Here is a 23,138-nt window from a genome sequence, read left to right as displayed (position 1 = left end):
AATGAAAAGAACAATATACCTGGTACTGACTTTTATCGCCTGTGCCTATCTTGCAAAAGCTGAAGACGGACATGAACTTTGGCTGCGTGGTAAATCTGCTGCAAGTGTTCAGATACAGCACAGCAGAAAATCATCCGTTCTGGATATTGCGATAAATGAGCTGAAAACGGGATGGCTGGGCAAAAATGAGGCCAACATAAAGTTCGAATTCAGCCAGCATGCATCCATTAAAGGTGATGGCTTTCGCCTGGAACAGGATAAAATTATTGCCAGAACCGATCTTGGCATCCTTTATGGAACCTATGAACTGCTCAGAAGGCAGTATCTGGGCAAAACGGATGATCACTTTAGTTCCAACCCCTCCTATTCTCGCCGGATATTGAATCATTGGGATAATCTGGATGGATCAGTAGAACGTGGTTATGCCGGTCAATCCATCTTCTGGAAAAATGATCAGGATTTAACCATCAGCAAGGCAGATGAGGCGCTTTATCAATTATATGGCAGGGCCAATGCTTCCATCGGCATAAACGGAACAGTATTAAACAATGTGAATGCCTCGGCAAAAATTTTAACGGCACCCTACCTTAAAAAGGTTCAGGCCATTGCCGGAATTCTACGCCCCTATGGTTTAAAGGTTTACCTGTCTGTTAATTTCTCCTCACCGGTTACCATCGGAAAACTAAAAACTGCCGATCCACTTGATCCACTCGTCAGAAAATGGTGGGCAAACAAAGCGAAAGAAATTTACCAGCTGATTCCTGATTTTGGCGGTTTTCTGGTGAAGGCTAATAGTGAAGGGCAACCGGGTCCGCAGGATTTTGGCCGCACACACGTGGATGGTGCGAATATGATGGCTGATGCGGTATCTCCTTTCAACGGAATCGTGATGTGGCGGGCTTTTGTTTACCAAACCAGCGAACAGGACCGAACAAAACAGGCTTATACAGAATTCCTTCGCTACGATGGGAAATTGAAGAAAAATGTGATCCTCCAGGTCAAAAACGGACCATTGGATTTTCAGCCCCGTGAACCTTTCAGTGCCTTATTTGGTGCAATGAACCAGACACCGGTGATGCCGGAATTTCAGATTACGCAGGAATACCTCGGCCAATCCAAACAACTTGCTTTTCTCTCTACCCTCTGGGAGGAATGTTTAAACAGCGATACTTACCAAAAAGGCAAAGGAAGCACTGTTGCGGTGGTTACTGACGGAACACAGGATAAAAGTACATTCACTGCTATTGCAGGTGTGGCTAATATCGGTTCAGACCGCAACTGGACCGGGCATATTTTTGCACAGGCCAACTGGTACGCTTTCGGCAGATTGGCCTGGAATAACCAGCTTAAAAGTGAAGACATTGCCGATGAATGGATCAGACAGACATTTTTAGGTGTTCGGGAGAATGCAAAGGACCAGTCATTTGTGAAACCCGTTAAGAAAATGATGCTCGAAAGTCGCGAAGCAATAGTGAATTACATGATGCCACTTGGCCTGCACCACATCTTTGCCGAGGGACATCATTATGGCCCTGCGCCCTGGTTTGCCAATACTAAAATCAGGGCAGACTGGACTTCTGTATATTACCACAAGGCAGACCTGGAAGGGCTGGGTTTTAACAGGAGCCAGAGCGGAAGTAATGCCGTAGCACAATACCATGAACCATTGCGTTCCAGATTTGATGACCTGAATACCTGCCCGGAAGAATACCTGTTGTGGTTTCATCATGTGCCCTGGACTTACCGACTTAGAAATGGTCAAGATCTCTGGACAGCACTCTGCTATCGTTATGATACCGGCGTACAACAGGTGCGGGATTTCCAGAAAACCTGGGATAAAATGCATGGCCTGGTCGATGAAGAACGCTTCATGGCAGTACAATCCAAGTTGCGGATACAAAGCCGTGATGCCCAAATCTGGAAGGATGCCTGCCTGCTGTATTTTCAGACTTTCAGCAAAAGGGAAATTCCTTTTGATATCGAGCGCCCTGTTCATGACCTCGATGCCCTGAAAACCCTGAGCAAAAGTAAAAGTTATGAGTAGTTTTGGTACGCCATACCGCCTCGTTTTTGCGAGGCGGATTTTTCAGCAACCGAAGGATATTAAACAGTATTTAATATCCCGGGTTTTGGTTCCGGTATGCTTTTGGACTAAGTCCGGTGATTTTTCTGAATATCCTGGAGAAATATTGCTGATTTTCAAAACCAGTTAATCTGGCAATCTCTCCATATTGTATATTGGTGGTCATAATCAGATATTGTGCCCTTTCAATACGCTTTTCCAGTATAAAATTGACCGGACTTTTGCCTGAATACCGATGAAAGATTCGGGAGAAATAATCTGTATTGAGATTTGCATCCGAAGCCAGTTGACTGACTTTAAGGGGCTTTGCGATATTAATCTGTATATAACTGATTGCCGCGAGAATTGCAGAAGGTATAGCCTCCTGATTGGAGATCCCAAATCTTTCTGACTTCATAAACCTGGATAACAGCTGCAAAATAATGCCCTGGGTTTCAAATTGTGTGGCAGCTGTTTGAAGCTCATTCAGTTTCGTATACTCCTTATAATAAACATCTTTTTCATATACTTTTGGATTATCAGAACGGTTGATTCCTCTTCCGGGGTTAATCTCAAGCAGCCTTTTAAAGTTACCTACATCAATGGCAGATGCAGCTACACTTAAAACCTCCCTGCAATGTCCGAATAAGGAAATGCCATCTGGTGACTCTTCAAAAAACTGAACAAAATATTGCGACAAATAATTCTCGCAATGCAAATCACAGAGGGTAAAACTAGGAATGAGATACAGATGACCTGCTGCAAGTGGCGTACGTCCGGCTGGACTATTGATATAACCTGTTCCATCTTCAATGTAATAAAGCCTGTAGTAAGGGCTGATGACATTGATAAAATTCCAGCTGTGTCCTAACCTTACGGCATCAGCATTTAAAAGATGAAAATGGTTTTTTATAAATTTCATGGATAACAGCATACTAAATCTTCCTGACGTTTCTTAGGGGAGACGATGTAGCGCGCAATGAATATATCAAATGCGGTCAATGCATCAAAGTAATCTGATCATTAATTATCCATTAGTTCAAAAAGAGATTTCATTATATGGACTAAGACCGCTCATCATCATATAGAAAACGGCCGGAAAAAATCCGGCCGTTCTCATCTCAAATAAGTTGTGATATGGAGCCGTGATGAATTAACTGATTTTTATGGGGACGGCAAAAGATGGCAATTTGCTGTGCGCCGGAAAGGTTACCTTCAAGCCATCTGCGGTACGTGAAAACGGCAAGGGTGCACCTGTTGCAACCAACTCCACTTTATTAATTTTTTGTCTGTAATACGGACTATTCTCTGCCAGGCTTTTGATGAATATGACGTCTTTTTGCGGTACAGACATGATGGTTGCAAATAAAACATCACCTTTTGTGGCAAACCTTACATCTTCCACCGTAAAAGATTTCCCCTTGCCTTCATTAAAACCTTGTGCCGTTAGTGCAGCAGCAGCCTGTTGTGCCGGACCTTCACCAAAAATCTTCCAGGGGCGGGTTTTATAAATACTTTCACCATTCTCCCGCATCCACTGGCCAATCTCTTCCACAATTTTAGCTTCCAGCTCATCCATGGTGCCATCCCCCCTTAAAGGTATATTTAACATCAGATTTCCATTTTTACTGACAACATCAATAAGTGTATGTATAACTGACTGTGGGGTTTTATACCTGTTCTGATCATAAACTTCGCGGTTATAATGCCAGTCGCCGATACAGGTATCCGTTTGCCATGGTAATGGCTCAATAGCATTGCTTTGACCTCGTTCAATATCCCACACCATGGCCTTTCGCTGTTCAACATCCAGAATTTTGCCTGTGATTACCGCCTGAAGGCTTCCTTTTTCCTTTATACTTTTATTGTAGAAATGAGATGCGATCTTCAGTCCTGCATCACTGATTGGCCATAAGGGGAGCTGCGAATCGTCAAAATAGATCATGTCTGGCCCGTACTTATCAATCAGCTCAATGGTCCGTTTATAAAAATTTTCAATATATTTTTGATCGGGGATGCTTACCCCATTCCCCCAGTTCCACTGGCGGTGAATCATGCCATCATCTAAACTGTTTTCACTTAAGGCATGGTTCTGGGCATACAGTTCCTGAGGGTCAAGCCCCTCCCACCATTGGCCTTTACCCTGAGCTTTTGTGAGCTTCCCGTCATATGGAACACCTGCCAGTGGCCCGGATTTATCCGAACGTTGTGCTGTTTCAAACCAACTCCAGGCATGTGCGGCATGCACACTTACACCAAAGTGTAATCCTCTTTTGCGGGCTGCATCAGACCAACCTTTAACAATATCTTTTTTAGGGCCTATCTTGGTCGAATTCCAGTTTTTCTGGTAAGAACTGTCATATAAATCCAGGTTATCATGATGGTTCGCCAAAGCCATAAAATATTTCGCACCTGTGCGGTGATAAAGATCTACAATGGCCTGGGGATCCCATTTTTCTGCTTTCCAGGTATTGATCACATCTTTAAACCCAAATTTAGAGGGATGTCCATATTTTTTGAGGTGAAACTTATACTGACCGGAACCTTCCATATACATATGCCTGGCGTACCAGTCGCCTGCCTCTGGCTGACATTGAGGCCCCCAGTGTGCCCACATCCCAAATTTGGCATCACGAAACCACTCGGGCGTCTGGTAATTTTTTAAGGATTCCCAGGTAGGCTGAAAGGTGCCCTTCGGCAAACCAGTATTCGGGTGACCTATCATATGTTGGAGCAATGATGCTTTAGCAACCTGTGTGAGATAAAGTCCGGGGATACCGGCAGCAATGTACCTGAGCAATGTTCGTCTCTTCATAAAATATTTGGCTAAAAAGATTAAAAACAAATATACAGACCTCCCTGCTTATAGTTTTTGTATCAGTGCGACAAATTATTGTACTGATCCGACTTTTCGCTGTTTAGCTTCCCTAAAGCATTCAATATTTTTCTTAAAAGATTAGCGTTTGATTTTATCTGTACACGCCAACATCAAAGCATTGCCAGACGGTGTTGAGCAATCTATCAAATAAGCGGAAAAAGAAGCCTGAGAATTCAGTAATATTCCGTTCTTTGAAACATCTTTGCTTCACATTCCTTATAGCTTATGAAAGTATACTTCATTCGTTTCATTTTCTTTTTCGCCGGCATTGCTTATGCTCACGGACAAACCGATACTTTAGTTGATGTGGGAACTTATCAACTCCACTTTAAAATCAGAAAAGGCAAAGAAGCACCAATATTCTTTGAATCTGGCGGCGCACTTGATGCAGGACAATGGGATGCTATCGCGACCATACTTCATCAAAAATTAAATGCAACCATGATCACCTATGACCGCCAGGGCTTTGGGTCAAGCGGACTGGATACCACTGCGTTCAATATCCAAAACGAAGCAAAAGGTCTTCATATTGCCCTGCAAAAACTAGGATATGCCAATCGAGATATGTTACTGGTTTCCCACTCATTGGGTGCATTTTATTCCATCCTGTACGCATCTGAAAACCCTTCCACTGTTAAAGGTATACTCCTGTTAGATCCCAGAATACCTTCTAAAGCCGATATGCGCTTTGCCAGTAGCGTGTTTAAAACCTTAAACCGAAGTAATTTCAGCAAAAATGAACTTGGTTTATATTTCGTATTGGCACAAATGGCGCAGAATAGTCATTTGATCAGAAAGAAAAAAATCCCATCCCATATTCCGGTTTTGGTAGTAATGGCTGAAAAAGGACCGTTTGACAATCAGGCTGATAATGACAGATTTCAGGAAGCGCAGCGGCGTTTTATCCGCACACAAAAAAAAGGAAGCTTAATTCTTGCCAAAGGAAGTGCGCATAACATCCCACAGGATCAGCCGGAACTGGTGATATCAGAAATTGAAAAATTTTACAGGAGCTATGTTGGATCAGCGATTTCTTCTGATTGATAACCACACCAGCCAGAGAATCAGGCATCGGTACTACAATAGTGGCATAAGCCTAGGCAAATGATTTGTTCATACCCCTTTATCCCATACTCCGCCAGGAGATCTGTTTATTTAATCGTGCGGTAAATTCTATTTTGAAACGGATTTATCTTTTGATCTGAATAATAAGCGGCTGAGACAACATTCCCAAGTAAAGCATGCAATTCAAGTAAGATAGCGTTTTTCATGTTCGGATTAAAATAGATCACATAGTAGAATTCCGGGGGTTGCCCCGGATCTAAATAAATTCCCTTTAAAGTAAAATCCAAAATCTTTTTATCCGGTTTTTTAAGATCATTCTCACTAAAGGCAAAACATAACAGATAGCAGCTATAAATCAAGTTAACCTCTTTCTCTCTTTATTTTTAATCATTAATTACCACAAACGAACGGCAAACCTAAGTGTTCATACACAAAATTTATGTCGTACCATACCGTATAAGAATTTATTTAGATTTCAAAAATTCCAGTATTGAACTTCCCACCTCTTCAGGCCGCTCTTCCTGAATGAAGTGGCCACTATCCTTGATCTCTTTTAATTGTAGATTTTCAATATAATTTGGCAAGGATGCCTTCAGCATTGCAAGTCCGGCACTACTTCCAATTCCTAAACATGGTGCCGTTATCATCTTCATCTGTTTAATATCCTGAATATCTTCCGGAAATGCCTGATACCAACCATTAGAACCCATAATTGCTTCTTTGGATTCGTAAGCTTTTGCATAAACCTTCCTGTCAAAATCATTTATACTTTCTTTGTCAACCAGCATTTTATCGAAGATCCAACTCTGTACAATATGATAGCGCCCTTCTAATAACAGCTCCGGTAATTCCTTTACCTGATTGAAGGCCACCCACCAAGGATGCACAGGCATCCCGATTGGCATCATAGGCAGTTTATAAAGATCTTCTTCGGGGTGTGGGGTGTCCAGCACAATTAATTTGTCAGTTTGATGGGGAAAGTGGCCGGCAAAACTGATGGCAATGTTGGCCCCGATGTCATGACCTGCAATACTTACTTTATCAAATCCTAATTTTTTTATTAGCGATGCGATATCTCCAGCCATTGCTTTCTTACTATAGCCTTCACTTGGTTTGCTTGAAGACCCCATGCCGCTATAATCAACAACAATTACTTTATGATGCTTTGCCAGCATCGGCATGATTTTATGAAAGCTCCACCAATTCTGCGGCCAGCCGGCAAGCAGTATCAATGGTGAACCTTCACCACCTTGTACAAAATGGAGTTTAAGTCCTCCTATATCCTGGTATTGGTTAGTGAACCCAGGCAATAGGCTTACAAGATATTCATCATCATATTGTTCTTTTTGTGGTAGTGTCAATTTTGAATTCATAGATTTTTTGTTTTGTGCAATGCTTCTGATGCTCGTTAGGATTAATATTAAAAGCAATACTGTTGTAAGCTTATTTCTTTTTTTCATTTCATGAATTATTTATGCCAATACTGCCTTTAAAAGCAGTCCAGGAAAGCATCTTAATATCATTTACTGCTACGTCTCCGCTCGTTTGTGCTGCTATGGCAATGTCTATCATACCTCCAAAAAGGTTGTAAATCCACGGGAGTGGGATCGTGCTTTTGATGATCTGTTTTTCTTGTAACGCTAGAATTAGCTTAAACCATTTTTCTTTGACATTGTCATAAACTTCCACTTCAGTAGCAACTACATCAGCATATCCGCTACGATCAAATAGCTTTTTAACAAAAGAGTATTCTGTACCAATTGTTAACGCCGCGTAAAACATGTTCTCAATCTGTTTCAAAGCTTCATTACTGCTATCATAGGCTTGATTCATGGCTAAATTACATGTGGTCATCATTTTCTCCTGACAACATTGGATTAAAGTACTTCGATCTTTAAAGTACCTATGGATTGTTCTTCTATTCAATCCAAGATGATTTGCAATCTCATCAATGCTTGCTTTTTCATTCTTGTTTAAGCAGAAAACGGCAGCATCAACAATTTTATCCTTTGTACTTTTCATGACGCAAACATAAGACAAATGTCACACATAAGAGACATTTTTAAAAAAAATTTATTTCTTATAAAAAAGTTATGGATGAAGATTGTGTTTGCATCAACTAAGCTGTGTAGAAAGCGATTTAGGGGCTAAGAATAATTTATATATGAATCCTGTTAGCAAAAAAATTGATTCTTTGGAGCTGGAATTTAAAAGGGGTTATAATCTTGTCGGAAAAGGAGGCATCCATTCCAAACAGTAAATCTTTCCTACAGCTGTAAAATTATGCACCAGTTACGACAAATAGAAAAAATGTCTAAAAAACGAACATCTTCTTGATCTTCTTTGGAAGAATTTTGATTTTTTCGCCCCGCCGGACGGGGAGAATTTTAAATTCCCGAGGCCTTTAGTGGCAGACTTTCATCAAAGTGACGAAGCAAAAAAAATTCCAAGTCATTGTTTTCAACGACTTGGAATTATTGGTGGAGAATATCGGATTCGAACCGATCACCTCTTCACTGCCAGCGAAGCGCTCTAGCCAAATGAGCTAATCCCCCTTATGGTGCAAAAATAGCAATTAGTTTAGCTAAAGCAAATGATAAATTAATTTATTATTAAAATTCTTTTTAAACGCTTCAGCAACATCATCGACAGCACACTTAGTGCCGAAGGTAAAGGATAATCGATAAACAGAAAAAGAATAAAAGTAACCGCCAGCAACAACACCAAAAACATCAGCGCTTTAAAAAAGGTGTCCATGTAAAACATGGCTACAATAGCTAAGGTATATATTGGAATGGAAATGACGATAAGAAACATTAAACCTAAAATAGAAGGTTCATGTTAAGTCAGCATTATATTGCAATTAACTCACGTTCTTATTCGGTCGTTTCTGATCAGCAGGAACCAATGATCAAACATGAATGCTGCCAGAAAATGATCCCGCCATCCAATTTTATTTCATATCCGCAATTTTAATAAAACCTCCGATAAACTCTCCATCTGATAAAAATTAGGGTGTTCAATGGTATGATCAATATGTTCATGCGCCCAGGTGGTATGAAATGGAATGTGAATGGCATTTCCACCGATGGCTAAAACCGGTAAAACATCAGATTTCAGTGAATTACCAATCATCAGAAACGCTTCCGGTTGACAATCCAGGTGCCTGATTAACTTCTGATAATCTTTTTCCTGCTTGTCACTCATCACTTCAATGTGGTGAAAATAATGATCCAGACCAGATTTCGTTAGTTTTCGCTGCTGATCCAGTAAATCGCCTTTTGTTGCCACCACCAACCTGAATTTTCCATGCAGGGCTTTCAGCACCTCTTCCACTCCCTCAAGCAGTTCCACTGGCTTATTCAGCATGGACTGCCCTAACTCAATCACCTTTTGGATCACCAAGGGATCCGCTTTTCCTTCCGTCATGCGTAAGGTAGCTTCAATCATACTTAACATAAAGCCTTTGATGCCATAACCATATAAAGGCAGATTCAGGATTTCAGTTTCATACAAAGCCGCAACAATGCTTTGTATAGGCATAAAATCTGCTAACAGCGAAGCAAACTGCGCTTCCGCCTCACGGAAATAAGGTTCATTTACCCAAAGGGTATCATCGGCATCAAAGGCAATCACCGAAATTTGATTATCCATAATTCTGCTTAATTTTGCGTGACAAAGGTAAAAAACATCATGATCGCATCAAGCATATTTGCCTGCCTGCGCGATCTGCATGAATGATTCAAACCAGTACCGGGACATCCTTTTCAAAAATGGTATACGCTGGAATATTTGTTAGTGGAGAACGCGCGACTCCGGCGTGAAAAAGAAATCACCCGCTTTCTATGCCTGTGGCATCCTGATAATAAGTTTCATCCACATCAAAAGCCTTTTTGCAAAAAAAATGACCATAAAACTGCAAAAAATTAGTTTAAAGGGGGGCTGAAGAAACAGTTAATAAAAATTAAACAACTGACATGCTGACTTTTAAAACTAATAGAGATACTTGTGTAACGTTTTCATTAATTCATGCGTTTATCTTAAAAAAAACACCAATATTAAGAATATATTTGCAACCTTTAAACCAACGGCTCAATATGTTAAAAATATTAATTTCTAACCTGATTTTCAAAATACCTGCCCGGCCATTTCAATGGCAGTTCCAATTAATTAATAAACCTGTGCTTTAAAACAGTTTTTTTGTTGATGTAATAAAAAATTTATGAGTGCTCACATAAACGTATATACAAATTCTCTAACGGACAAACTGATTCCTGAAATTATAGAACGCTTAAATCAACATGAACATGTATTAAGCCTGGAACCGTCATTTACATTTAATAATCCAAGAAGTATTTTGTCTTTGATTTTCAGGTGGACTAAACCAAGTATTGAAATTCTGAACAACAGCGATCTTAAAGCACAGTTTAGCACATCTTTTAAGCCCTTTGAATTGGCTGAATTCAAAAGAAAAAACGTCCGCCAAAAGGTGGTGAAACAAAGCTTCATCAATAAATTATTGGGCAAAAAGAAAACCAAGGTTTATAAACCGATTAAAATCAGTGCTGAGGTAGAAGCGCAACTTAAAGGCTATAATAAGGTTTTTTCTATTAAATATTATCCTGGAAACTTATTTGAACATCACCTGGCTTCTTTATTTGGAAGCATTGTAACGGAAATGGGTAAAGGAATCTGTCATTTCACCAATGATGATACCTGGTATACAGATAAAAACGCAGTGGCAGAGTGTATGGCTAATTTGTATTCATTGGAAGAACTTTCTAACGTAGCAGAAGAAAATGTGCTGAAGATCCCCCTCGAGAAAACACGCCTTTAATTTATTATCGTCACTATAAACATTTTCTAACCAGACTTTCTTGTAAACTGTCATTTATGATTTTTTCTTTTTAACCTTATGTTAAGGCATTAATTTTAGCAAAAAGGAAATAACGACAAACATTTTATTTGACCGTTTGTTAAAAAACAGATAAATACGCTGATTATTCATCGCTGAATAAATGTTTTGCCGGTGATTGATTTAATGCCACATCTTTTCTGTAACATTTGGAATTTAATTGTGGAAAGGGTATCTTTTTTATTTTTGGCGCAGATAGTATATCCTTTATCTTAACGATAATACAACTATAAATTTAAAGTAAGCATATGAATGTAGAACAAGTTTTTAAAAATAACGAGGAATGGATCGGCCGGAAACTGGCTAATAATCCGGATTATTTTACAGAATTAGCAAAAGGCCAGACACCTGAGTTTTTATACATTGGATGTTCTGATAGTCGCGTTACTGCCGAAGATTTAATGGGTATACAACCTGGACAGGCTTTTATACACCGAAATATTGCCAACCTGGTCAACAACGTAGATTTAAGTGTGATGACCGTCCTGAATTATGCGGTCCGTCATTTAAAAGTGCAGCACATCATCGTTTGTGGCCATTACAATTGTGGTGGGGTTAAGGCTGCCATGCAACCTGCAGATATGGGGATTTTAAATCCATGGCTCAGAAACATCCGCGATGTTTACCGTACGCACCGTGATGAATTAAATGCAATTGAAGATGAATCCGCCCGCTACAATAGATTGGTGGAACTAAACGTACAGGAACAATGTGTGAACTTACTTAAAACAGCCGCTGTGCAGGAAGCCATTACAAAAAGAGGTTTAACCGTACAAGGTTGGGTATTTGATATCCATACCGGCCGCTTAATTGATCTAAAAATAGATTTCGACAGTATCCTGAAAGACATTAAGGAAATTTACAACCTTTATCCTTAATCATATAGTCAGCCGTAATTGGCTATAAAAATTTTATTTAATAAAAAACCGGTGCCTGAAGGATATGGATGTTTAATACGCCAGCTTCAGACACCGGTTTTAATTTATAGATAGCGTTGTTTAAAGACTTTAGACTCCGAACTCAAGGCTTTGGACTCCAAACTACCTTCCCATCCAGCCGCCATCAACAGTTAATATGGTACCATGAACGTAATCGCTTGCATTTGAAGCCAGAAACAAGGTTGGGCCTTTAAAATCTTCTGGTGTCCCCCACCTTCCTGCGGGAATACGAGATAAAATAGCAGTACTTCTTTCCTGGTCTTCGCGCAAAGCTGAAGTATTATCGGTTGCAACATAACCCGGGGCTATGGCATTTACGTTTACCCCCTTAAATGCCCATTCATTTGCAAAAGCCTTGGTTAAGGAGGCAATCGCACCCTTACTGGCAGCGTAACCCGGAACCGTAATTCCACCCTGAAATGATAACAGTGAAGCGGTAAAAATGATCTTGCCACTTCCCCTTGCCACCATGTCACGCCCGATTTCTCTTGTTAAAATAAAAGGTGCATCTTGATTTACGGCAATTACCTCATCCCACATCTCATCCGGGTGCTCGGCAATTGGCTTACGCAGAATTGTCCCGGCATTATTTACCAGTATGTCAATTTGCGGATGTTCTGCTTTAACTTTTGCTACAAAAGCCAGGGTAGATTCACGTTTACCAAAATCACATTGATAAGCATAAAACTTTCTTCCCAGCTTTACAACTTCCTGCTCAATTGAACTTCCTTCCAGTTCCAGACTGGCCGAAACACCAATGATATCTGCTCCGGCCTCTGCCAGGGCGACCGCCATGGCCATGCCGATTCCTCTTTTACAACCCGTTACCAATGCAGTTTTACCTGCCAAATTAAATACGTTAGCTAACATTTTTTGTTTAGTTATCATGATATCGGGATCTGCAGCACTAAATCCAGGATTCCCAATACCATTCTTTCAAAATTATTTTAATTCAGTAATGGCACAGTGGTCCATATCACCATAATCCAGGTTTTCACCAGCCATTCCCCAGATAAAGGTATAGTTGCTGGTTCCGGCTCCGGAATGGATGGACCAGTTGGGGGAAATTACCGCCTGATCATTCTGCATCCAGATATGACGCGTTTCCTGAGGCTGCCCCATAAAATGGCAAACACTCTGTCCCTGCGGAACCTCAAAATAGAAATAGGCTTCCATTCTTCTGTCATGGGTATGGGCAGGCATGGTATTCCAGACACTGCCTGACTTTAACTCAGTCATTCCCATCTGCAACTGGCAAGTGGGTAATACACTGTTCACCAAAAGTTTGTTGATAATGCGGTGATTAGCTGTTTCAGGAGTGCCCAGTTCAACTATTTCTGCTTCGGCCTTGCTGACTTTCTTTGTTGGATAAGTATGATGAGCAGGTGCAGAATTGAGGTATAGTTTACCTGGTTCAGCAGCATCTGCCGATTCAAACGAAACAACCTTTGTTCCTTTCCCGATATACAGGGCCTCTTTATATCCAAGTTCAAATTGAACGCCATCAGCGGTGACAATGGCCTTACCGCCAACATTGATCATGCCCAGTTCCCTGCGTTCTAAAAAGTAACTGGCTTTTAGATCGTCAGGATTTGGCAAATCCAGTTTCTGATGAACAGGCATGGCACCGCCAACAATGTACCGGTCAAAATGTGATAAGGTTAAATTAACCTGGTTAGCCCCAAAAATGCTTTCGATTAGAAAATTTTCCCGCAATGCTGCGGTATCCATTTGTTTAACTTCTTTCGGGCTCTGGGCGTAACGGCTTTCGAATGTATTCATTGGTTAAAATTTGAGGTGTGGTTAAAATTGAAAGATCAATCTTCTCCACAAATATATTTAACCGATCCTGATTAAAGGAATTAATAGTCAAATTGTTTTTGTCAAAAGACGAATACGTCAGTGTGCAGCTATATTCATGGAATCATCAGTTTAAGCGATATTTTCGAGATACTGCAGCACCTCTTCTTTTTTTCTGCTGGAAACGCGTATATTTTCTTTATGCTCCGTTTGTAAATAACCTTCTCGAGAGTATTTTTACGTACCTGAATTGATTAAATACGATTGATGACATCTCAGAAAGCCCAAATGGTGTAAGCCAGGCTTTCGTATTCCTTCAACCCTTTTGACACCACAATTTCCCGTCTGATGTTTAAATAGAAACTCGTAAACAAATTTTCTAACTGGCTTTTTTATCGGTTTCCGGTACTTTTATTTCTTCTGGTTAATTCTGATGTTGCGCTGCAGACCGAACCCAAACCAACCTATTATTGGCTGTAAAACGATATTGATCCTGCCACCATTTGGCACCGCCGCGACAAGAGGTAAGGAATAATTTCCGCTTCTGATCAAGGGTAACATCGCACAGGCAACTGCAACCGGCTTTCCCATAATCGGGTTCAGACAACTGATCAAAACGCTTTGATACAGGGTTATATAACCATATGCTAAACATGCGGTACACCCCCATACCGGCATCGGGAATAGAGAATGCCAAATCATCATAACCATCAAAATTATAATCGGCAATGGTGCTTTGCCGGGCTGCATTTGGCGAATCGAAATCAGGCAGCGCAGCATTAAATCGTTTACCGTCGGGATATTGAATATTTAACTTATTGTTATCAAAATGGTTAAAACGAATTAATGCACCATGTAAAAGGTATTGATCATCATTATGGTCACCCTTATGTTCCATATTTTGTAACTTAAATCTTTTGTTATCCTTGTTGCGCAGATACCAGATGTTATCAATACCATTTATGGTTTGTGTAAGGCCATAACGGCCATTTATCTTTCCGTCAATCAGCTCATCCCACACTAATGTTTCCACATCTGGCTGCCCGTCTCTTCTACCGCTTTTATCAACGTGATAACTTTTAATGCGCAAGGCGATAATATGAGTTTGGCCCTGGTATTTAACAAAAGCACCTTTGCCTCCATTTCTAAAATAAATACTTAAGGAAAAGGGTTTACTTAAACCAACTGATTGCAAGGTGTAGGGCTGTGCAAGGCTTCTATTGCCCAAAAATACAGATAAGAGCAGGATCAGTTTTGTTACTATTTTCATTTCAATATTTCTTTAGTTTACCATTTGCAGGCATCTTATAATTCCTGAGCACACTCACTATACACCACGATTAAATTTCATCTTCCGTGAAATGGTGCCTTCCTCCTCATTTTGTTCGTTATATTTTCCATTTAAACTTAATTCAAATTAATCAATCTTTTACATCATTAAAACAAGTAATTGCAATTTGCTGCAGCCGGGGTAACAGCTGTTAGACGTTGCTTAAGATTTGATGAAACGATTATCGATGGATGATATTTAATGCTATTTACAGGGAGATGTTGGATAAACATCAATCTCCTAACTGTTTATCCTTTGGTGCAGATGTATTAACCTTTTGCTTACCTTTTGTTTACCCTTCGTTTACCCCTTGTTAACCCTTTGCTTACCCTTGGTTAACCCCTGGCTTACCCTTTGTTAACCCCTGGCCTACCCTTTGTTAACCCTTTGCTTACCTAAAAGGTAACAAAACACACTACAAATGGTATTTAGGAAGCGAGCATACTGGTATTCTTAAAATTAACCAGTATCAGACCAATGATGATGCATTGGTTATTGCTATGGTGATAAAACTATAATAATTGCTGCTTTTTAATCTATTGCCTGCTTATCCCACTCCCATCGCATGAGGGTTACATCTTTAAGGCTTAAAGAAATAAGACCTATCATGAAAGCAAACTTGTGTACATCACATTTGTTATTCAACTATAATCCATCCAGATGAATAGATTACTTGATAGAATACTTCCCTTTATTTTACTTACCTCCATGATCCTGTCCTGTAAATCAGGGAGGGTGAATTTGTTTAAAGCCGCCAGCCCGCATGAACAGTATCTCAGAAAACTCGAAACTTCAGGCTTAAACAAAACCGCCATGGGATCAGCCTGGATCAAAACTGCCTCTTTAAGTATGGAAAAGGCATTGAATATCAATATTCCTTATCTGGAAACCGGTTATTTTGCTTCGGACAGAACACCTGCCGCCGCTTACAAATTCACGGCCACGAAAGGACAAAAGATAAACATCTCCATCACTAAAAAACCGACAAATGCTGCCATGCTCTACCTTGATCTCTGGCATTTACCGGCAGATGGAAAAATCAGGATGGTGGCATCAGCAGATACGCTGAATAACCCCATCCAATACGACATTGAGGCTTCAGGAAATTACCTGATCAGATTACAGCCTGAACTACTGCAAAGCGTTCAGTATACTTTAGAAATCACCTCAGGCCCTTCACTGGCTTTTCCTACGCAATCAAAAAGTAAAAACATTGGAAGTTTCTGGGGCGACGGACGAGACAATAATGCCCGGAAACATGAGGGAGTTGATATTTTCGGCACTTTTCGAAGTCCGGTTTTAGCCATTGCCGAAGGTACCATCACCCGTGTAAATGAAAATAACCTGGGCGGAAAAGTGGTTTGGCTGAGACCAAAAGGTAAAGATTATACGCTATACTATGCACATTTGGATGAACAGATCGCCATGCAAGGCCAGGAAGTAAAAACAGGTGACACCATTGGTTTGATGGGCAATACAGGAAACGCCAGAAATACCCCCACGCACCTCCATTTTGGGATATATGCTTCTGACGGAGCCACGAATCCTTTGCCATTTATTGATCCGGTACCGAAAACACCTCAAAAAATTATTGCTCCCCTTAACAGTCTGAATGAAAACTTAAGAACTTCGAAAGCGATGAAATTTTACCGTGCGCCTTCTCCGGCTGCCCTTGCAGAAAACCTGGATGCGGCTACTCTTCTGAATATTCAATCGGCAACCGGCCATTTCTATAAAGCTGAATTACCTGATGGCAAAACCGGATTTGTACTAAGTGCGGCATTAAGCAAAATAAACAAACCCCTAAAAAAAATTAAAGTTAATTTGGCCCAGCAAATGGTTTACGACCAGCCGGATAGTGCAGCCGCTGTAAAAAAGACACTGGCAGCCGGACAATTGGTAAACGTTTTAGGTAATTTTGGAAATTATCAATTCATCACTGAAGATCAAGTGCCTTTGGGTTGGATTGTTAAGTAATTTTGAATATGAAAATATATCAGCATGCGCTTTCATTGCGCGCAAGAAAAAGAGGATTTCACCTCATTACGGATGAAATAGAAAATTCGATGAAAGAAATCAGTTTGATAAAGGCCGGTATTTGCCAGGTATTCATCCAACATACCTCTGCTTCATTAACCATTAACGAAAACGCCGATCCCACGGTAAGGGTAGATTTTGAAATGTTTTTTAACAAAACAGTAATGGAAAATGATCCGGCTTATGAACATGATTATGAAGGTGCTGATGACATGCCCGCACATTTAAAATCAGCTTTACTGGGCAGTTCCGTTACCATTCCTATCCGGAACGGAAGGCTGGCACTTGGCACCTGGCAAGGGATATATTTAGGTGAACACCGCAATCATGGCGGTCCCAGGCAACTGATCATCACCGCCTGGGGAGAATAATACGCGATAGCGTAAAGGCCTGCCTCTCAAATCAAATCTCCATCACCGGAACATTTTAAGTGTGCTTATGTGAAAGGATTATTTTTCCGATGCATGCTGCTTCACCTCTTCAACAAGCTCAGGATGATTATCCTGGATAGAAACATGGCCGGTTTCAACCTCTACCTCCTTCAGCGTTACCGCATAGTGTGAAGGATAAATTTCTGATCCGTAGGCGATGGCATAAGCTTTGGTAAATTCGGCTCCGAAATATAAAATGATGGAGGAATAATATGTCCACATCAACACGACAACCAACGATCCTGTGGCACCATAGGTTCCACCCACATCACTTTGTCCGATATAAAGGGAGATGGCGAACTTTCCAATCATAAACAAGATGGCGGTAACCACTGCTCCGGCAATTACATCCCGCCATTTAATAATCGCATCTGGCAATACTTTAAAAATCACCCCAAAAATTAAGGAGATAACAGATAAAGTTACTATCTGGTTAATGACATAGAATACATAATAAGAAATATCTGCAAAACGGGCCTGCAACCTGGCGCTAAATATATCTAAAAGGGAAGTTACGGCTAAAGAAACCAATAGAACAAAACCTAAACTAATGATCACAGAGAAAGACAGAAACCTGTTCTGCAGCATTTTCACCCACCCTCTTTTAGGTTTAGGTTTGATGCCCCAGATGGTGTTAATCGAATCCTGAATGTCGCCGAAAATAGTAGTTGATCCAATCAGTAACGTAACAATACCAATAATCAGGGCAATGGTACTTTTGCCATCCAGGTAAGCATTTTTAATCAGCTCCTGCAAGGATGCTGCAGATTCGCGACCTAAAAAGCCCTCCAGTTGCGCATATACCTGGCCTTCAGCTATTTCTCTTCCTAAAAAAATACCACATAAAGAAATAATTACCACCAGAAGCGGCGCCATCGAAAACACAGTATAATAAGCCAGTGAACCACTTAACTTCGTAACCTTATGGTCTCCAAAACCTGTAAAAGCGGCTTTTAACACGCTCCATATTCCCTTGATAGTGATTTTGTTCTTTGCCATAAATAGATCGGATAGAATAAATATATACCTATCCTAACTGTTCTGCCGGCAAAATTGTTTAAACTTTATAAGAATGAACATCAAAAGTCATCAACTTTTAATCACTTAACGGGATCGAGAAACTAAAAACAGAACCTTTGCCCTCTATGGAGTCAACCCATATTTTGCCGCCCAGTCTTTTAATAATTTCTGATGAAATATACAGTCCTAAACCCAAACCCGGAAAAGTATGTTGCTTTTCCCCGCTCACCCTGTAAAACTGTTCAAAAACATGATCTTTTAATTCGGGGCTGATGCCAATTCCATAATCTCTTACCGAAACCTGAACACGATCTGCCAGATCATGCGTATAAATCACCACTTCACTGGCACCAGGAGAATACTTGATGGCATTGGTTAACAGATTGGTTACCACCTGGCAAATGCGATCACGATCACCGATAATATTCCTTCTGAACCCCAGGTCTGCCCGAATAGCGTGATTAAAGGAAGTCCGCTGAACATCTTCAATCACCTCCTCAACCATCTCATTGAAATCAAATTCCGTTGGGTTAAACTGCAGCCTTCCGGAATTCATTTTAGTGACATCAAGCAAATCGCTGATCAAACTGCTTAAACGGTCTACCTGTTTATTCATCCTGGCCAGAAGATCCGCATTTTTAAAATCACCGGAACGCTTAAACATAGCTTCCAGTACCTGTGCATAGGCTTTAAGACTGGTAACAGGTGTTTTTAATTCATGACTGGCAATACCTAAAAAGTCATCTTTTTGCTTTTCCAGTTCCTTTTGGTGATGAATATCTGTGTTGGTACCATACCATTTGATGATATTTCCTTCAGCATCTTTAAGTGGAATTGCCCTGACCAGGTACCAGCGGTAGGTTCCGTATTTATCCAGGCAGCGAAATTCAATTTCATACGGATTACCCGTTTCTAAAGAGGCTTTCCAGGTTTTAATGGCATCAGGAACATCATCAGGATGTACATTCTCTGCCCAGCGGCTGCCCAGTGTTTCATCATCGCCTTTACCGGTTTGGTCAAACCATCGTTTATTGATATAATCCAGGTAGCCGTCTGGCTTACTAGACCAAACTACGGGCGGTACACTATTGGCTAAGAACTCCAGTTCTTCCACTGCATTTTGCAAGGCTGCATTTTTATCAGCCAGAATTTTCCGGATGTTTAGTTCCGGACGTAAATCTCTGGCGATGGCTGCTATTGCCACCGGCATATTGGTAAATTCTTCCCTGATCATATAAAACTGTTTATGAATGGGGATAATTTCTCTGGTTACCTGATGGATTAATTCAAGTTCTCCAGACCATTTTCCTTCAGCAAAAAGCACGGGAAGGATTTCCTTTTTAATCTTGTGATTTGATGCCTCGCTATGGTAATCAAAAAGATTGGTGTTCAGCAATTGGTCCTTATCAATGCCGATAAGGGCAATACCTGATGGATTGATATAGCGGGTACGGCCATCTATGTCGCAGTAATTACAAAAATCTTCGCTGCTGCCGATGATGGCTGCCAGTTTCTGAAGATCTGCCTTTACCCTGATTTCCGGCCTTAAATCCCTGGCGGTGGCTCCCCTTCCGATAATCTCACCTGTTTCCAGATCTTTGATCAATAAATAGCTAACCATACAGGGAATACTTTCCCTGGTTTGATAGTTAACCAGGGTGATATGGCCCGTCCATCCCCGTACTGCATCAATCTCATTGATAATGTGGTTCTGTACACGTGCCAATTCTTCAGGAGTATAAAAATCACCGGCACTGAATTTACTGACGTCTGCATCCAGCGCTACGCCCAGCATTTTCCTGGAGGCTTCATTCATGTAAATCAGTCTGCCATCTAAATCGGCAATAGTCATGTGGTCGGCATTATGATTGACCAGCGTTAACATCTGATGTTCCCTTTGCCTGGATTTTACTTCATCTGTGATATCCTGTACGATACCTGCAAAGCGGTAAGCAATATCGTTTTCATTAAAATAAGCTTTTCCTTTACAGTGAACCCATCTGATCTGGCGATCTTCTTCATTGATGGTGCGGTATTTAATATCATATTGCCCGTCATTGACCTGATGAATAGCCTTAGATACGGCCTCACGAACCATTTTCTCATCCTGAGGATGGATACAGGACAATACTTCTTCATATTTAACCTCGCCCTCTTTACCAAATCCAAAAAGGGTCCTGCATTTATCATCCCAGTTTACTTTGTTGTTAATGGGATCAAAATCCCATGTGCCAATTTCAGCCGATAGCAATGCAAAAGATAAACGTTGCTGTGTTTCAATAATTTGCTTTTTTGCTTCTACCAGCTCGGTAAGATGCGCGGCGGTATTAATAATGGCAAAAACTTCCCCCTGATCATTTCTGATGGGTTTATAGGTAAAAGTAAAATAGAAAGTTTGTAATACACCATTTACCTCCAGATCTGCAGGAGATTCTTTGGTATGATAAGTTTCCCCGCTTTGAAAAACCTGACTTAATATCTGAAAAAATGGTTGTCCCTCCAGTTCAGGAAGTGCTTCCATGAGTTTTAATCCAATAATTGAGGCTGATTTACCCCACAAATCAAGCATAGCCTGGTTTGCAGCTCCTATTATCATATCCACTCCAATATATAGGGCTGTTGGCATGGGTGATGCCTCTACCAGAGACTTATATCTCTCCTGCTCAGAAAATAGCGTTGCCATTAAATAGTTTTGTTCATTAAAGATAAGAAATACTATTTAATCAGAAATAAAAGCAACAAAAAAGCCTTGATTAAATCAAAGCTTTAGAGAATATTTCATGTTTATTTACTTTTAATCCACGTGGCAATATCATTAACCAACACTTCTGAAACATTTTTTGGGATCTGGTATTGTGCAGAGCTGCCTTTTTCGGCTTGTACACTTAGCAAGTGGTTAAGTTCAGGATAATATTTAAGCTGAACATTTTTCTTTTTTCCCAATGCCACATTCCAGAGGTCATAATCAGTTTTACTTACCTGGAAATCATTTCCGCCCTGCAGGATATAAATTCTTTGTTTATTTAATCCTTTCGCTGCATTAACCTGATCATAGGCATTTAAATCGGCCCAGTATTTTGCCGGTATACCCAATATTATGGAATCTGGTTTGATGCTTGTACCCAACTGTGAGATTCTGCTTTTATTGATCTGTTTAACAGCCTCATTCAGTTGCGCTTTATTCTCTGCTGTGGTATCTTTAGAAAGATTAAACATGTATTTATTCTGTTCGATAATGATATCCGTTAGCTTTCTTGCCGGAGCCGCCGCCAGAATGATGCCGGCCAGATCTGGTGTGCTAGTTGCAATTCTCGGTGCTAACATACCACCCAGGCTATGTCCGAATACGTATACCTGCTTTATATTTGCCCCTGTAATGGTTTTGGCCATGGCAATAGCAGCCGCAGCATCATCCAATACTTCATCCTTTACGGTATAAACATTTGCAAATTCATTGGGGTATACCAGCGTTCTTTTCACATAGCGTACCGAGCCGATCCCTTTGGAAGCCAAACCTGTGGCCAGATCTTTAAAAGGTTTATTTGCACCGATCGTTTCATCCATATCGCTTGGCCCCGAACCATGCACAAAAACCACCATCGGAAAATTCTTCATATCTTTAGGTGTGGTAATGATGGCAGCCAGTTGCTTTCCGGCTGCACCAATATAAACTGATTTTTCGCTATAGTGACTCGTATCAGCATAGGTGGGTTTTAAATAAGCCGATGCTGTTTTAGGCGGAGCCAGAAAAATGCCCACAATTTTTTGTGCTTTATTGAAACCTAAAATAAAATTCTGATCTCCGTTACTGAATTTACCTTCAACAGTTACGGCAAAAAATTCACCCTGTGCCTTACTTTGAATCGCATCGAATGATTCTGCCTTTCCGAATTTGGTTCCCATATCTAACCATAACTTTTTTAATCCTTCTTCGGTAAGTTTGCTTTTCAGGGTGTCATCAAAAATGGCATGCGCATCGGCAAATTTTTCTTCCTGTAATAACTTAAAGAAATCATTTGCGCCATTAAATAGTTGAATCACATTTTGTGAAAATGCACTTGTGGTAAACAAAAGTGCGATGATCATTAAAATATTTTTTTTCATGTCTGGTCTTGAAATTGTAGATATTCAAAGTTAATAATATTTACCACTCAAAAGCCGCTGAATCAACTACCTATTTAGTTTTAACTTTTTTTAACATTTAGCAGAGTAAGAATAACATGTTGTCGTTTCTCTTTCAGCATATTCTGGCATCCTTCACCTTCATCAACTGGTTAATGTGTAACGATGAGCCTGTCAGCAAAAGGTTTATTTTACAGATCAAAGGCTTTCGCAAAGTTTTGCTACCTGCTGCTACGGAAATCTTTAAAAGATGCGGAACGATTATTGTTAACAGTGGTTTGCGTGTTATCAACTCGCCTATAAACAGCAGCAGTCATTATTTTTTTAAATAAAAAGATACCTGAGCACAATATTTCGATATCTCAGCGTTTATGTATGTGAGAGCGTTAATTTAGATGACGGGGATACTGCCTTAATGGTGGAATCCCCGTTTCTTTTTTTAAGAGGATTTTTTTAGTCTGAAAAAATAGGATAGTGATGAATTTTAAAATTAATTTCTTTTTTACGCACCATAAATCTATCGGTTGCTATCTTAACAAC

The 23,138-nt window shown here is 40.3% G+C and carries 18 protein-coding genes and 1 tRNA gene; 6 read left to right on the top strand and 13 right to left on the bottom strand.

The features are described from left to right. Position 1 precedes the first annotated feature (1 nt). Positions 2-2,044 (top strand): alpha-glucuronidase, encoded by a 2,043-nt coding sequence (locus tag CBW18_RS00110; RefSeq protein WP_088299241.1) that lies wholly within the window; start codon positions 2-4, stop codon positions 2,042-2,044. A 70-nt stretch (positions 2,045-2,114) separates the two neighbouring features. Here CBW18_RS00110 and CBW18_RS00105 read toward each other — a convergent pair whose 3' ends face one another. Then, a complete protein-coding gene (locus CBW18_RS00105; RefSeq protein WP_088299899.1) occupies positions 2,115-2,984 on the bottom strand; it encodes an AraC family transcriptional regulator in 870 nt (289 codons plus the stop codon). Positions 2,985-3,215: 231 nt separating this feature from the next. Beyond that, complete coding sequence (locus tag CBW18_RS00100) at positions 3,216-4,877, bottom strand: alpha-L-fucosidase (protein WP_088299240.1); 1,662 nt, start codon at positions 4,875-4,877, stop codon at positions 3,216-3,218. A 288-nt stretch (positions 4,878-5,165) separates the two neighbouring features. On the opposite strand from CBW18_RS00100, the gene CBW18_RS00095 reads away from it, so the two are divergent. Then, a complete protein-coding gene (locus CBW18_RS00095) occupies positions 5,166-5,984 on the top strand; it encodes an alpha/beta fold hydrolase (RefSeq protein ID WP_088299239.1) in 819 nt (272 codons plus the stop codon). 485 nt (positions 5,985-6,469) lie between these two features. Here the strand turns inward: CBW18_RS00095 and CBW18_RS00085 are convergent, their stop codons facing one another. From CBW18_RS00085 to CBW18_RS00065, 5 genes are all read right to left on the bottom strand, one after another. Next, positions 6,470-7,465: an alpha/beta fold hydrolase gene (locus CBW18_RS00085; protein WP_253248921.1), complete on the bottom strand. Its 996-nt coding sequence runs from the start codon at positions 7,463-7,465 to the stop codon at positions 6,470-6,472. Position 7,466: 1 nt separating this feature from the next. Beyond that, entirely contained in the window at positions 7,467-8,027 is a 561-nt protein-coding gene (locus tag CBW18_RS00080) for a TetR/AcrR family transcriptional regulator (protein ID WP_088299237.1), read from the bottom strand. 456 nt (positions 8,028-8,483) lie between these two features. Further along, positions 8,484-8,560 (bottom strand) — tRNA-Ala (locus tag CBW18_RS00075). 46 nt (positions 8,561-8,606) lie between these two features. Continuing rightward, entirely contained in the window at positions 8,607-8,822 is a 216-nt protein-coding gene (locus tag CBW18_RS00070; protein WP_088299236.1) for a hypothetical protein, read from the bottom strand. 141 nt (positions 8,823-8,963) lie between these two features. Beyond that, positions 8,964-9,659: an HAD family hydrolase gene (locus CBW18_RS00065; RefSeq protein ID WP_088299235.1), complete on the bottom strand. Its 696-nt coding sequence runs from the start codon at positions 9,657-9,659 to the stop codon at positions 8,964-8,966. Positions 9,660-10,227: 568 nt separating this feature from the next. On the opposite strand from CBW18_RS00065, the gene CBW18_RS00060 reads away from it, so the two are divergent. Then, complete coding sequence (locus CBW18_RS00060) at positions 10,228-10,842, top strand: hypothetical protein (RefSeq protein ID WP_088299234.1); 615 nt, start codon at positions 10,228-10,230, stop codon at positions 10,840-10,842. A gap of 326 nt (positions 10,843-11,168) precedes the next feature. Beyond that, complete coding sequence (locus CBW18_RS00055; RefSeq protein ID WP_088299233.1) at positions 11,169-11,798, top strand: carbonic anhydrase; 630 nt, start codon at positions 11,169-11,171, stop codon at positions 11,796-11,798. A gap of 162 nt (positions 11,799-11,960) precedes the next feature. Here the strand turns inward: CBW18_RS00055 and CBW18_RS00050 are convergent, their stop codons facing one another. The 3 genes from CBW18_RS00050 to CBW18_RS00035 form a co-directional block, all read right to left on the bottom strand. Continuing rightward, entirely contained in the window at positions 11,961-12,728 is a 768-nt protein-coding gene (locus CBW18_RS00050) for an SDR family NAD(P)-dependent oxidoreductase (protein ID WP_088299897.1), read from the bottom strand. Positions 12,729-12,800: 72 nt separating this feature from the next. Then, entirely contained in the window at positions 12,801-13,640 is an 840-nt protein-coding gene (gene kduI, locus CBW18_RS00045) for a 5-dehydro-4-deoxy-D-glucuronate isomerase (RefSeq protein WP_088299232.1), read from the bottom strand. A gap of 442 nt (positions 13,641-14,082) precedes the next feature. Then, the gene (locus CBW18_RS00035; RefSeq protein WP_088299231.1) at positions 14,083-14,928 is read right to left on the bottom strand and encodes a hypothetical protein; all 846 of its coding nucleotides are present in this window, start codon (positions 14,926-14,928) and stop codon (positions 14,083-14,085) included. A 720-nt stretch (positions 14,929-15,648) separates the two neighbouring features. On the opposite strand from CBW18_RS00035, the gene CBW18_RS00030 reads away from it, so the two are divergent. Both CBW18_RS00030 and CBW18_RS00025 read left to right on the top strand, forming a co-directional pair. Then, complete coding sequence (locus tag CBW18_RS00030; protein WP_088299230.1) at positions 15,649-16,965, top strand: M23 family metallopeptidase; 1,317 nt, start codon at positions 15,649-15,651, stop codon at positions 16,963-16,965. An 8-nt stretch (positions 16,966-16,973) separates the two neighbouring features. Then, positions 16,974-17,396, top strand: a complete 423-nt coding sequence (locus CBW18_RS00025; protein ID WP_088299229.1) for a secondary thiamine-phosphate synthase enzyme YjbQ — start codon at positions 16,974-16,976, stop codon at positions 17,394-17,396. A 78-nt stretch (positions 17,397-17,474) separates the two neighbouring features. Here CBW18_RS00025 and CBW18_RS00020 read toward each other — a convergent pair whose 3' ends face one another. From CBW18_RS00020 to CBW18_RS00010, 3 genes are all read right to left on the bottom strand, one after another. Continuing rightward, positions 17,475-18,455, bottom strand: a complete 981-nt coding sequence (locus CBW18_RS00020; protein WP_088299228.1) for a YihY/virulence factor BrkB family protein — start codon at positions 18,453-18,455, stop codon at positions 17,475-17,477. Between the two features lie 97 nt (positions 18,456-18,552). Continuing rightward, positions 18,553-21,159 (bottom strand): PAS domain-containing protein, encoded by a 2,607-nt coding sequence (locus CBW18_RS00015; protein WP_088299227.1) that lies wholly within the window; start codon positions 21,157-21,159, stop codon positions 18,553-18,555. Between the two features lie 101 nt (positions 21,160-21,260). Further along, positions 21,261-22,580, bottom strand: a complete 1,320-nt coding sequence (locus tag CBW18_RS00010; protein ID WP_088299226.1) for a DUF3887 domain-containing protein — start codon at positions 22,578-22,580, stop codon at positions 21,261-21,263. Positions 22,581-23,138: the final 558 nt, after the last annotated feature.

The sequence above is a fragment of the Pedobacter sp. AJM genome (assembly GCF_002197755.1).
Lineage (GTDB): Bacteria > Bacteroidota > Bacteroidia > Sphingobacteriales > Sphingobacteriaceae > Pedobacter.
This window is presented reverse-complemented; position numbering and strand designations above follow the sequence as displayed.